Here is a 13,225-nt window from a genome sequence, read left to right on the forward strand (position 1 = left end):
CCCCGCCCCCCTGCTGGAAGCGGCCGCCCGCCTCGGCCTGGCGCCCCAGCAATGCTGGTACGTGGGCGACGACCTGCGCGACATCCAGGCCGGCCAGGCCGCCGCCATGCTGACCATCGCCTGCGGCTGGGGCTATTGCGGCGCCACCGAACCGCAAGGCTGGCAAGCCGACTACCTGCTCGACAGCCCGCAAGCCCTGCTGGCGCTGCTGCAACAAACCCTGCCCGCCATGGCCGCCTGAACGGCAGCGCTTGCGCCAGCGCAAACACCGTTCACTTGCGCACGCCAAAATATAGCGATGCGAACATTTCTTGTATAGACGAGCAAACTACGTATAATCTTTAATTGACTGAGGGCATTAATTTTTTCCCCAAGGAAACGCCAAACACCCGCGCCCCCGACCGGAAAGAGCAGTCCCCCGAACTCTATATCCATCAGGAGCGTGCATCATGCATCAGCCCGATCTGGTTGCCCCAACCCCGCAGCCGCCGACCGTGCCCACCCTCGCCCAGATCGCCGGCAGCGCGCCCCAGCGCTGGCACGTCCGCATTACGGACGGCAAGTTCCATTGGTACGACCTGCTGGCCGGTTTCCCCGACAAGCCGGACTTTCGCGAACCGATAGGCCGCTACCTGCGGCGCATGCAATTCGACCTGGAAGCGGCCAACGAGCGCCCGCTGCTGTATTGCGTGGTGACCCGCCCCCGCATGCGCTTTGACCCGTCGCGCGCCACCCAGTGGGGCTTTTTCTCGCTGAAGCTGACAGTGCCGCTGCTGGCCGGCGCCGACGCCACGCGCGACAGCGTGACGGTGGAACTGAAGGTGCCGTTCGGCGCCACCGTCAAGAAGCCGAGCGTGATCCTGACGGAGAACTTCCTCAGCCTGAACTGGGGCGGCGTGATCGAAGTGTTGTCCGTGCACGACCTGCTGCTGCAATATGTCAACGACCGCAAGGTGGCCAGCCAGGTCATCCACGTGGGCCAGACGCTGGACCCGGAAGGCCGCCTGGCCAGGGGCCAGGCGCCGTCCGTGCAACGGCTGCGCCAGCAGCACAGCGAACACAGCGACACGCTGATCCTCGTGCTGCAGCCGGAAATCGAGGCCAGCAGCCCGGACGGCGATCCGGCCGACCTGCCCCTGAACCAGATCGAAGAGACGGCCAGCGCCCTGGCCCGGATCCGCATGGACGTGCTGGAAGCGGCCCTGATCTGCTATTTCGAAGGCCCCACCCCGGCCGGCCGCTACGGCGAAGAAAAGGAACGGCGCCGGGCCCGCCTGCTGGAAGTGCAGCAGGCATGGGAACTGGAACCGGTGGCAATCGACCTGGAACTGGAAGACTGCGGCAGCTACCGCTACCTGGCCTCGGAGCACGTGGCCGCCGCGCGGCGCCACCTGTTCCGCTGCAAGCTGGCCGACGGCAGCGTCAGCGTCGCCAAACTACCGCTGCCGGCCGACGCCTGACGCGCCGCCGGTGTGGCTCGGTGGGTACGAACGATTACAGTTTCGACACATTCCCACCAATTCTCACTTGCCGCATGGAAATATGAAAGTTGGCGTACTATACTGGGTGAAGTTTCCCCCCATGCCCAGGAGTGCGCCTCACCATGACCAGCGATTATCCAGATCCCGAGCCGATCGCGGATATTCCCGAACCGTACGAAGACTTGCTGCCCAACATACCGCAGCGCACGGTGGCCGTACAGAACTGGAACGTCACGGTGTCGGACGCCAAGTTCCACTGGTACGACCTGGTGGCCGGGTTCCCGGCCGTGCCGGACATCCGCGACCCGGTGGGACGCTACCTGCGCCGCATGCAGTTCGACCTGGAAGCGACGATGGAAAAGCGGCTGCTGTACCTGGTGGTCAGCCGCCCGCTGGTGCGTTTCGACACCAACCGCAGCCCCAGCTGGGGCTTCTTTTCCCTCAAGCTGACGCTGCCGCTGCTGGTGGGCGCCGAGCAAAAGCGCGACAGCGTCACGCTGGAGCTGGACGTGCCCTTTGCCGCCACCATGAAAAAGCCGGTGGTGACGGTGCAGGACCGTTTCCTCATCCTCAACTGGGGCGGCCTGGTGGAAGCCATGTCCATCCACGACGTGCTGCAGCACCACGAGCACGGGCTGAAATTTGCCAGCCGGGTGCAATATGTGGGCCAGACCAAGGACACCACGGGGCGCCTGGCCAAGGGCCGGCTGACGGTGCTGCAGAAGCTACAGCAGAACAACAGCGAGCACAGCGACACCCTGCTGCTGGTGCAGCGGCTCCATTTCGAGATCGACCCAGCCCAGAGCGACCCGGCCCTGCTGCCGTCCAACCAGAACGCGGTGGCGGCCGACGCCCTGCTCAAGGACCGGATGGACCTGGCCGAGTGCGCCGTCATCAAGTATTTCGAAGGCGACGTCATGCGCGGGCGCAAGGACCACGAACTGGCCGTGCGGCGGGCCCGCATGGTCGAAGTGCAGGCTGCGCACAATGTGCAGGACGTGACGATAGACTTGACGGCGCCCGAAGCCGAGCGCGACCGCTATTACGACCTGGTATCGGAGTTCGTACCCGTCTCGCGGGCGCACCGCATGCGTTGCCATCTGATCAACGGCGACATCGGCCTGACCTTGCTGCCGCCCGAGCGCAAGAATTGAATGTGAACGGCCGTGCGGCGGGCTGGAAAATGCGTTAGAATGGAAGTTCTGTGGGGACGACCTGGTTTCGACGTGGGTTGCAAAGCAGCGCAGGGCATACCGAGGGCTGGTTACCTCGTAAATACACCCAGAAAAAACTTAACTGCAAACGATAACTCGTACGCACTGGCAGCTTAATCGCTGCTAGCTCCTAAACGCTTCTTCCCTGGGGCGGACCGTCAAAAGTCATGGAGTCATTTACAGGGAATCGTGTTTTGCCGGGTCACTTGGCACAACACTAAATAATAGGTGACTCGCCTGTCCGTAGCGTGCGCGTCCGCGACGTCCGGGTTAAATTAATTGGCAGCGCTAAGTATGTAGAACTGTCTGTAGAGTGCTTGCGGACGCGGGTTCGATTCCCGCCGTCTCCACCACAAATCCGATAAGCCGTTGATTCGTCAACGGCTTTTCTTTTTTTGCCTGTCCGGTTTGGCTTGGAACCCCAAGTCAGCACCCCAAATCGGACCAGGAATGGCAATCAAGCTACCTTCACACCTCCGCCGCAGCCGGTCAGGCATCTTGCATTTCCGTATTGCAATTCCGCCTGACCTCCGCCATCATTTCGCCTCTCGTGAAATCTACCGGTCATTACGAACCGCAAGTGTGCGTGATGCACTAGACCCCGCTCAAACCCTCTCAATCGCGTTTAAACGGGTTTTCAAGGAAATCCGGCAACAATCTATGCCCAACAACAAAAACACGCCCCAGGACGATTCAGGCGGCTTGGAATGGGGACTCATTCCAGAAATTTCCTTCGACGATTTCATGCGCCCGAAGTTGAAGTTAATCCCGGAGCCGGGAGACACCCCGGAGGATCGGATTCAGGCGCAAGTCGAGTTCTTGCGTGCAACTGGATTTGCTGGCGCTGCACAGCCCGCCTCACTCCCGGCAGGCAACAGCCAACTATTATCAGCATACATCGATGCGTATTTGGACAGCTTCCCCCAGGATCAGCGGCCCAATGACAAATCGTTGGAAGCCTACCGCGCCGCCATCAACACATTCATCAAAATCGTCGAAGATAAGCCGCTGCACGCGCTTGCCATCAAGGATCAGAATCGATTCGAAGACGTGATCCTAAAGCTGCCAGTCAACAATACAAAAGTGGCCGCGTGTCGCGGCCTGTCGATTGACGAAATGCTGCTACTCAACCTGAAGCCGATCAGCTTACAAAATGCCAAGCAGTTGGCGCGGCGCACCAATGGATTCCTGGCTTGGGCGTTCCGCCGCGAAGGCGGCAAGCCGCCGTTTCAATTGCTGGATACGGTCAGAGTGAGCAAGAAGCTGAAGGCGGCAAAGAAACGGCGCGCATTCACCGATGATGAGTTGCAGATCGTGTTCAATCCGGTAACGCTTGGGAAAAGCACCCAGGCCAGCCCCTATATGTTTTGGCTACCGCTGATTGGCGCGCATACCGGAATGCGCATCAACGAAATTGCGCAACTGTTGGTGTCAGACATCGTCACGCTCGATGGAATCCAATGTTTCAACGTGACGGATGCCCCTGATCCGGTCGAGGAGCCGGAAGCGTTTGCGAGAGCGAAGACTCTAAAGACCGAGGCCGCCAAGCGCATAGTCCCAGTCCATGCGCGGCTTGTAGAACTCGGTCTTCTGGCATATGCCGACGCGCTCAAGTCGGCGGGTCACACCCGTTTATTCCCTGATCTGGTGGATGGTCGTGACGGCCCCGGCCAGCCCGCCTCCAAGCAGTTCGGCCGCTACTGCGACCGGATCAAACTGACCGATTCGGAGCTGGTATTTCACAGCTTCCGGCACGGGACTATCGGCCGCATGAGGTCTGCCAGAGTTCCGAAAGATCTACGAATGATCGTTGTCGGGCATAGCGCGTCAGAGGACGTCCATGACGACTACGGTGACATTCAGAACGACTACGGTGTGCGTGACAAGCTGGGAGCGATCACCGCATTGAACTTTGACGACGTTATCGACTACGCAGCACTCAAGACACATGCGCCTACATTCGCTGCGCTCGAACGTTCGCTGCCGCGCCAAGCGAAGCACAGGCGCAAGCGCGGCCCCCAGGCGAAATAGTTCCTGCTTGCTGGCGCTTGAACAGTGATCGCGAGGCGCCATAAAGGGTGATTATCATACGGGCCAGGCCGCATTCGACGCCCATTCCATCATATTGATGTTATGATATTTCACTGGGGAATGATTGCACGGCGGCCTTGCCGCAGCTAATGTAAGTAGGTCAACTAATGCCACAATTAACAATTACAACAATTGATTCTTTTAACCGTTTTTTGGAAAAAGTTGACCGCGGGCAGAACGGCGATGGAACCTCGCTTTGGTTTCGCGGAGTCGGTTCGAGTTCTCACACGTTATCACCTTCGTTACACCGCAATTCTCAGATCACGGACACTGCGAGCTTATTCGGCTTTGAACAACGACTGATCACACGATTTCAGGAACGATCCATTCCTTATCTGACTCATAGAATAGAAGAAATCTGGGAATGGCTATTCTTGATGCAACATTATGGGATGCCCACCAGGTTACTCGATTGGACAGAGAATCCGTTCATAGCGTTATTTTTCGCTTTGAGCTCTGCTCAGAAAAACGCCGCAGGCACATATGATAATGATGCTGCGGTATGGATACTGTCACCGTCCAAATGGAATCAAACGATATTCCAGCATCAGAGTTATAAGGGGTCGGCTTTCTCACCCACTGACTCATCCATCAATACATACAAACCTGGAACGGAACCGAAGTATGTAAACGATCATCCGGTCGCCATTTTGGGGATTCATAACAGCCCAAGGATCGTTGCACAAAGAGGCTCCTTCTGTTTATTTGGAAAATCTCTTGACCCGATGGAGCGTATTTTCGAAAATGGACATTTTCCAGTTGATGCATTGGAGAAGATAATAGTTCCCGCGGCGCAAATTCAAGACTTGTTGCAAAAGTTAATCTGGATGGGAATTTCTGATTCCGTGATTTACCCAGACCTAGAAGGACTGGCAAAGGAAACTAAACGTCTCTTAGGATTTAGGGTGTGATATGTTCAAAGTTCAAGCTCACGAAAAGCGGACCATCAGTTGGTGGAATCAAAAGCGAGAAAAAATTGATGTCGCGCCCCCTTATCAGCGTAAGGGCGACATTTGGGGCGATCGCGACAAAGCTTATCTAATCGATTCCATACTGAACGAATACGATATACCCAAGCTTTATTTTGCTGACTTCAGCATTTTGAATACTGCTTTAAACGCAAAAAGCTTGCCTTATGCCGTAGTTGACGGTCGGCAGCGGATCGAGGCCATCTTCGCTTTTTTTGATGATAAGGTGGCGCTGAACGATGATTTCATTTGGTTTTCAAATCCCGGTTTAAAACTGGCCGGCTATCGCTATAGCGGCCTAAAAAGTAAATATCCAGAAGTCGTTGAAATATTTGAGCAATTTAATCTTGATATAATGAGCGTCATCACCGATGATGTTGAAAAGATTAAGGATCTTTTTCTTCGCCTCAATAGAAGTAAGAACCTGACCGGTGCTGAATTGCGCAACGCTATGGATGGAATAGTTCCTGACCTTATCAGGCGATTGTCTGATCGGAAATTCTTCCATTCCTGTGTCCGTTTCAACACAGGCAGACATCAAGACTCAAACGTCGCGGCCAAGCTTTTGCTTTTGGAGCTGAGCGGTGATTTCACGGACACAAAAAAGAAACATCTGGACAAGATGGTTCAAAGCGGCGCAGTTTCGCAAAACCTAGAACCTTTTATAGAAGCCGCAAGGCATGTCGAGAACAATCTTGAAATTCTAGAGGAAATATTCGTCGAAAGAGATCAGTTACTTGCTTCGCATGGCTTGATCCCTCTGTATTACTCGCTGGTAAAAAATCACGCCGACAATAAGCTGATTATTAGAGATTTTCTTTTAAACTTCGAAGCACAACGAAAATCAAATCAACTCTTGTCAAAATTAGACAGCAGCAATCTTGATCCGGATTATTCCGCTTTTGGAGCTGCTGTTCGAAGTATCAATGATGCAGGATCGTTGGCGGCCGCATATAAAATTTTGGAGAAGAAATTTACAATATTTGCCTTAGACTATTGACTCTAAGATTCCAAGCGCTTGATGATTCTTTGCAACTGGATCAATGACCACGTTCCACCGCGGGCCGTTCGAATTCCAAGCTGATTTAGTTCATTGATCATCTGGCGTTGCGTTAGCCGACGCAACTCAAAGCCCTTGAGCTGGCCGCGTAGCTTCTCAGCAAATTCGGCAGCGTCGGCCTGGCGGCGCTCGATATTCGGCTTCAAGTTGGCGAGGCCGCTCACGCCCAGCGGCACGCCACGCTTCTTTGCCATCGCAAGTGCGTCTTTGGTGCGCTCGCTGATTCGCTTTGCTTCGTGTTCTGCAACGGCGGCCATCACCTGGATGTTGAAATCGTTCGCCTCTGGCATATCGCACGCAACGAACTTGACCGCGTTCTTGCCATTGCCGCGTGATGCCTCCATCAGGCCGGTGATGAAGTGGACATTTCGGGCAAGCCGGTCGAGCTTGGCGATCAGAAGCTTTGCACCGGACTTACGGCACGCATCAAGCGCCGCGCGAAGCTGTGGACGCCTCTCCAGAGCATCGGCGCCTTTGCCCGTCTCCGTCTCCATGAATTCGCCGATCAACTCCCACGCGCCCCCATTCAGGTATTGCACCACTGCTGCTTGTTGCGCCTCCAGGCCCAGGCCGGATGCCCCCTGCTTCTGTGTGCTAACCCTGTAATAGGCGATGTATTTGCTGTTTGCCATTTTTACCCATTTTGACTACATCACTAGACGTTCGGTTAATGTGTAGTCAATATAGCATACTTATATCACTAGTGACGAAATTATGTTATGCTCCACCTCATGAGCAAAACCGTAGATACTCCCAAAAAGCTTGGCCGCAAACCACTCGGCGCGACTACCCTTACCTCGGCTGAACGTCAACGTCGCTACCGCGAGAAGTTGCGCGAGACTGGCGGAAAAGACTTCCTAATGACGCTAACCGGTCTCCACCTCCAACATGTAGAGACGTTCGCAAGCGCCCACGGCCTGACCGCGTCGGCGGCGCTCCGCATGCTTGTCGAACCGGCGCTGGATCGCTATGTCGGCGTCATGAATCGGGTTCAACGTATGTCTGAAAATGGAGCAACGGCAGAAGCTTGCGCGCAGTTTGTGCGTGACCACCTTTACCCCGAACTGCCGCCGATTGAGGCCGCCATTGAAGTCGTATGAACGCTGGCGTTCTGTCCTATAAGGCTGCCGTCGATTGGATCGAGCTGGAGATTCAGCTTTCCAGGCAATCCAATTTCTGGACCGTCCAAGACACCTTGAAGGCGGCATTGAAGCTTCCACAGAACACCATGCCGTTCGTGGAGGCGCTGGACAGCAGAAGCGGCAATGCCGCCTCCCTGTTTCGCTTCCGTATCCAGAACTTGATGCAGCGAAGCCTGCTCACTCAAGTTGTCGCGGCGTTAAGTGACAGGTTCGGATTGGACGCTATCCGGCCCACTGCCATAGAACTGGCATTCGATACCTATAGCCAGGGCGGAAGCGTTCGCCAGTTGGCTGAGCTGGCCGCCGACCGATTCAGGTTCATCACTGCCCCACCTGGCGACGATTGGTATTTCTACCGTATGCAAGGGGAGGAACGGCGCTACGTGAATACCCTGCCCCAACGCCGCGACCTCATCGAACTATTTGAGGCATCGTGGCAGTTGACCGACCGGAATAGCAAAGAGGTCGATGTCCGGTATCACGCCTACATCAAGACTCAGGACAACAGCAAGGCGCTGCTTCCCAATCGCTATTGTGCCCGCCTGGAGGTCACACTCCGTGGCGCGGCACTCCCGTTCGGCACCATAGAGGAGCTTGCCTCATTCAATTTCGCCAGGGTGGTTCAGCACTTCAAGTTCCGTCGCATCGCCGATGACGTGCATCCAGCGGCTCGCCACGCGCTCGCTGTATGGTCGGGGCGGCAGCATGGACGGAGTGGCCGGTATCGCAGAGCCGATCCCCGCCGATGCGGCCGATACAGCGGCACCAGCGTATTCAAAGGCTCGACTGCCGCAGACGACGAACTGAACGCAACGGTTTATGAATGTCTGCGAAAGCTGACACGCGACTGGCGCAGCAAACGACGCGGTGCGGATTTTCCGGAAGTTCTTGGCGCGTAACCCCGCAGAAACGCAGTGTTTCCGCACTTCGTTCTAATAATACTTACTATACATACGATAGATTATGAAGAAGACAGCAGGACCGGACGAGATTAGCCAAGCGCTTGCACTGCGGGAAGTGGGCTATACCGCGCTTGCTATCAGCCAGCGACTGGGCATCAGCGTGCGAAGCTTACAGCGTCACTTTGCGGCATCAGGAACCAGGAAGGGCGCACTCAAGGCGGACGTGCTGCAACGGGCTAAAGACGACCTTATGGCGCGCATCACCTGCGACCAGGCAATCAAGGAAGAAGCGGCCCGCCTCGTCGCCGACGACCTGGCCCATTCGCTCCACTTGCGAGAAGTCATCCTGGCCGCATCCGAACAGATGAAGGCAACTAATCTGGAAGAAGCGGCTCTAGTGATGCGTGCGGCGGCGGCATACTCGACCGCTATCAAAAATACATCGGACATCATCCGTCGCAGCCTCCGATTGAAGGACTTGGCTGACGACATGGACGAGCTGCCGGAACTTGTGGTGACTGAGTTGACCCAAGTGGAAATTGCTGAACTTCGCCGCGAGCATGACGCAGATGATGCGATTGCTCCGGGATTTCCTGAATGCATTCAAGACGAATGCGTTACGGACGAGAATGACATTGTCGATGAGTTACTGGAATGACATTGTATTGGCTTGTTCTTGGCATGGTAAAGTCCTAGAAAAAACGACAACCTGGAAAGGGGATGTTGCCGTCCACTAGTTTGCAAATTTGAAAATTAAGGATTGATCCTTATCATCAAATTGTGGACGACATTTCCCTAAATACTTATTGCTAAATTTTACTGAAAAACTTGCTTTCCTAGTAGTTCACGAACCTCATCCTTAAACGCGCGCAATCTCACGAGATCGCCATTCTTTGTTTTTCCATTTTTTCTGATGTATGCACTCTTTGCTTTTTCAAAGAGAGAAATTGCCTCGTTAAATATGTTATCCGAGTAATTTTTATCTGTAAGTTTAGTAATTACCTCTTCGCACAACTTTTCAGTCTTTTGTGAATTAAAATTACCAATCTCTTGCTTCTTTGACGAGAGAACACGGACTATCCAACAGATCCAATAGCGTGATATTACATATTTCCTATCAATCTTCCCTTCTTCTGTTTTTCTATGGAAAATATAGACTAGCAGAGAGGATAAGAAATAAGGCATCTGCTTGTGATCTTCTTGGAAAAGTTTTGATGCGTGGTTTCGTAAAATCGTAACCGGATTATTGGACATTGCGAGTTGAGGCTCATTCAACATTATTGAAGTGAAGGATCTAATTAAAGAGTGAAGGTTAACAATGCGAGGCTTCTCAATCTTTTCAGATGCGTTGGAAAACTCTTTTGATCGGCGTTCATAATATAGAGTTTCTGGCGAGGTATTTGAATATAACCGATAAAATTCCTGTAGGCGCTTATGAAATTTCTCCAATGAAACGAAGGCTTCATCGGGAACTGGGGTTTGGCGATTCGTAGAGCGGATCAGTTTTGCAATTAATTCGTTACTGTTGGTATGGATGAACTTAACTGGAATCATTAACCCAGGGTGTGTTCCAATCGTTTCTCGGTATTTGAAAATCATATTACTTGTTTGGCATCCATTTACAACATAGTAATCGCTGATCTCATAGTCAGTCGAACGCAAATTCGAAAAACTACGAGCGACCACAGTGACGCCGTTGTTGAGAAGGATAAACTTGTCCAGCATTTCTTCAGTGGACAATGTTTCACTTATTTCCGTATTGACTACATTTTCCGCACCTTGAAAATCTCTAACATTCTCATAGAAGATGTTTTTTCGTAAGTTTCCATCGGAACCAGAGATTAATTTGAGAAATTCTGATACTGGCAAATAGCCGATAAATGCCTGCTCTACATCTTTTATTCGTTCACAGGGCACACTCTTTGAAAAATTAATTAAGACGCTAAACCTATTTTCGATTTCATTGTATGAGTCAAATATCGAATCTGCATCAACATGCTTAATTGTTACCGATTGCAACTCAGGGACGTGCGCATGAATATTTGCTTCTTCGCTGGTGAAAATGCTTAGTAAAGTCGTATCCGTAACTTGTGCACCGGTAGTGGCAAAATACAATTCACACCGTGGGCGCTTATTTGAAAACAATCTAGCGTTTTCACTTTTAAATACTTCGTCAATTAATTCTTTAGCGATTTCGAGTTCTTCAGTTAAAGGAATTTGCGGAGATGCCGAAAAAACATTTCTCACTGCCGCAGTGAACTTCAAGAAATCTCCAGAGCTAACTGAGGTTGAGCGCTTTGTTTGAATAAAGACAAAGCGAACTTCCATTCTTTTTGATTTTCTGTGAAACTCGATTTCGCCGATATTTGTAACTAATGAGTCATTAATTATTAATGCAAACGTATCAATCCCGAAAGTGCTCTTTTTATCAGCGTCTATCAGATCAAAAACGGCTGGTTCGTTGAACGCTTCCGGGTCAATTTTTGATAAAATTACGTAATTAACCAAGCGCTCAAAGGATTTTGATTCATCAATTTCGCCAAAAGAAAAATCTTCTTGGAACTCGTTTAATATTCCAAGCAATATTTTATTTTGAATAATTTTATCGCTCATGTTTTCGTCTTTATGAATGGGCTAGTAAATATGATTGAGATTCAGGTTTCAGGAATATGAAGGTAATGAAGAGCGATCTAGAGTCCGGTAAGTGATCTCCAAATTTTGCGATATGGTTCATGCTCTTGAGGCATCTGGTTATCATGGGATTTTGTCTAGTGTGATGCCAAACGGCAAGTTAAGCAATAGCTAACTTTGGTCTTTGCCATCAATGTCAGTGATATGTCTATTCATCCTGAAAGACCTGCTAGAATCGTATCAAGTCCGCACCCCAAGTGGGGTGCGCCGTCGAGCCAAACCGGCACAAGCGGCCTTTAAGAATCAACAGCTTATGAGTGTTGGTGGTGGAGATTGCAGATTCCCGCCGTCTCCACCACCGGATTAAAAACAAAGCCCCGCCAGGCGTCAGCCTGGCGGGGCTTTGTTTTTAATCCGGGGTGTTCGACGGGCAGGAATCGAATCCGCGGACGGCACGGCCATGGAGGCGCTGTGCCGCCGACGAGCCAAGTCAATTCCAGAAGATGAAGCTACTCCGGGAGATCGTTCAGCTCATAGCTGGTGCTGCGCCCACCCGCATCCGTCTTCCGCAGCACATCCCGCGCCAGCAGATCGTTGATGTCGCGCAGGGCCGTGTCCGGCGAGCACTTGGCGATCGCCGCCCACTTACTGCTGGTAAGCTTGCCCTCGAAGCCGTCGAGCAGCTTGTTGAGCAAGTTCGCCTGTCGCTCGTTTAACGGCATGGTCGCCCAGCGCTGCCAGAAACGGGCCTTCGTCAGCACAGCGTCGAGCGTGTGCTGCGCCTGACCGACGGCGCGATGGAGGGTGTCGAGGAACCAGGCGAGCCAATCGGTGACGTCCATCGACTGCTTTTGGGTCCGCTCCAGGATGTCGTAGTAGGCCTTGCGCTCCCGCTGGATCTGCGCGGACAAACTGTAGAAGCGTTGCGGGCTGCCGTCGGCGCGTGCCAGCAGCAGGTCGCCGATGGCCCGGGCGATACGACCGTTGCCGTCGTCGAACGGGTGCAAGGTGACGAACCAAAGATGGCCAAGGCCGGCCTTGAGCAGCGGCAGTTCGTTTGATGGGCTATTGGCCCAGTCCAGGAAAAGGCTGATTTCGGTCTCCAGACGATCGGCCGGCGGCGCCTCGAAATGCACTTTCTGGCGGCCGATGGGGCCAGACACCACCTGCATTGGACCGCTGGCATCGTCGCGCCAGGCGCCGACCTTGATCTTAGAGAGTCCGGAGTAGCCGGTGGGAAACAGCGCGGCATGCCAGCCGAACAGCCGCTCCCGCGACACCGGCGCATGGCAGTTGGCGCTGGCATCGAGCACCATCTCGACGACGCCTTCGATGTGCCGATCCACCGGGGCCAAGGCACCGATGTCCACGCCGAGCCGACGGGCGATGGACGAGCGGACGGATTCGACATTGAGCTGCTCGCCCTCGATCGCGCTGGTCTTGACCACGTCCTCCGTCAGCGCGGCCAGGCTGGCCTGATCGCGCAGCGCCATGCCCACGTCGGCCAGACGGCCCATCAAGAGCCCCTGGGCGCGACTGACCTCGGCCATGGGTCCAGCAAGTGCCGCCAGGTCGAAGTGCCAGTTCGGCCAGTCACGGGCTTGCCAGATGTATTTGTAATCGCCGCTATTCATGCGGAGATTATGGGCTGCATGCTCCGCATGCGCAAGTCATTCGCCGCATTCCATGCGGTGAATGGGGGCGCCATTCGCCGCACGGCGGACCGCTTCACGCCA

12 protein-coding genes and 1 other RNA gene are annotated in these 13,225 nt (G+C 53.7%); 10 read left to right on the top strand and 3 right to left on the bottom strand.

Annotated features, from left to right (window positions below; genetic code table 11):
• The 7 genes from AC3WOS_RS03885 to AC3WOS_RS03915 all read left to right on the top strand — a co-directional run.
• On the top strand, window positions 1-241 hold a 241-nt coding region (locus tag AC3WOS_RS03885), incomplete at its 5' end, for an HAD family hydrolase (protein ID WP_492714524.1).
• A gap of 208 nt (window positions 242-449) precedes the next feature.
• Window positions 450-1,460: a hypothetical protein gene (locus tag AC3WOS_RS03890; protein ID WP_492714525.1), complete on the top strand. Its 1,011-nt coding sequence runs from the start codon at window positions 450-452 to the stop codon at window positions 1,458-1,460.
• A 143-nt stretch (window positions 1,461-1,603) separates the two neighbouring features.
• Window positions 1,604-2,635, top strand: a complete 1,032-nt coding sequence (locus tag AC3WOS_RS03895) for a hypothetical protein (protein WP_492714526.1) — start codon at window positions 1,604-1,606, stop codon at window positions 2,633-2,635.
• 52 nt (window positions 2,636-2,687) lie between these two features.
• Window positions 2,688-3,048: a transfer-messenger RNA gene (ssrA, locus tag AC3WOS_RS03900) on the top strand.
• 97 nt (window positions 3,049-3,145) lie between these two features.
• On the top strand, window positions 3,146-4,726 hold the full coding sequence (locus AC3WOS_RS03905) for a DUF6538 domain-containing protein (protein WP_492714527.1): 1,581 nt from the start codon (window positions 3,146-3,148) through the stop codon (window positions 4,724-4,726).
• 167 nt (window positions 4,727-4,893) lie between these two features.
• Window positions 4,894-5,697 carry an FRG domain-containing protein gene (locus AC3WOS_RS03910; RefSeq protein ID WP_492714528.1) on the top strand — a complete coding sequence of 268 codons (804 nt, stop codon included), beginning with the start codon at window positions 4,894-4,896 and terminating at the stop codon, window positions 5,695-5,697.
• 1 nt (window position 5,698) lies between these two features.
• Window positions 5,699-6,754 carry a DUF262 domain-containing protein gene (locus AC3WOS_RS03915; protein ID WP_492714529.1) on the top strand — a complete coding sequence of 352 codons (1,056 nt, stop codon included), beginning with the start codon at window positions 5,699-5,701 and terminating at the stop codon, window positions 6,752-6,754.
• A 2-nt stretch (window positions 6,755-6,756) separates the two neighbouring features.
• On the opposite strand, the gene AC3WOS_RS03920 is transcribed toward AC3WOS_RS03915, so the two are convergent.
• Window positions 6,757-7,446 carry a recombinase family protein gene (locus tag AC3WOS_RS03920; protein WP_492714530.1) on the bottom strand — a complete coding sequence of 230 codons (690 nt, stop codon included), beginning with the start codon at window positions 7,444-7,446 and terminating at the stop codon, window positions 6,757-6,759.
• Window positions 7,447-7,545: 99 nt separating this feature from the next.
• On the opposite strand from AC3WOS_RS03920, the gene AC3WOS_RS03925 reads away from it, so the two are divergent.
• The 3 genes from AC3WOS_RS03925 (at window position 7,546) to AC3WOS_RS03935 (ending at window position 9,516) form a co-directional block, all read left to right on the top strand.
• The gene (locus AC3WOS_RS03925; RefSeq protein WP_492714531.1) at window positions 7,546-7,914 is read left to right on the top strand and encodes a hypothetical protein; all 369 of its coding nucleotides are present in this window, start codon (window positions 7,546-7,548) and stop codon (window positions 7,912-7,914) included.
• A complete protein-coding gene (locus tag AC3WOS_RS03930; protein WP_492714532.1) occupies window positions 7,911-8,855 on the top strand; it encodes a hypothetical protein in 945 nt (314 codons plus the stop codon). The genes AC3WOS_RS03925 and AC3WOS_RS03930 overlap by 4 nt, the downstream gene beginning before the upstream one ends.
• A gap of 64 nt (window positions 8,856-8,919) precedes the next feature.
• Complete coding sequence (locus AC3WOS_RS03935; RefSeq protein WP_492714534.1) at window positions 8,920-9,516, top strand: hypothetical protein; 597 nt, start codon at window positions 8,920-8,922, stop codon at window positions 9,514-9,516.
• Window positions 9,517-9,674: 158 nt separating this feature from the next.
• Here the strand turns inward: AC3WOS_RS03935 and AC3WOS_RS03940 are convergent, their stop codons facing one another.
• Together AC3WOS_RS03940 and AC3WOS_RS03945 are read right to left on the bottom strand one after the other, a co-directional pair.
• Complete coding sequence (locus AC3WOS_RS03940; protein WP_492714535.1) at window positions 9,675-11,471, bottom strand: AIPR family protein; 1,797 nt, start codon at window positions 11,469-11,471, stop codon at window positions 9,675-9,677.
• Between the two features lie 527 nt (window positions 11,472-11,998).
• Window positions 11,999-13,123, bottom strand: a complete 1,125-nt coding sequence (locus tag AC3WOS_RS03945; protein WP_492714536.1) for a Fic family protein — start codon at window positions 13,121-13,123, stop codon at window positions 11,999-12,001.
• Between the last annotated feature and the right edge of the window lie 102 nt (window positions 13,124-13,225).

The sequence above is a fragment of the Rugamonas sp. FW305-51 genome, from assembly GCF_058786935.1.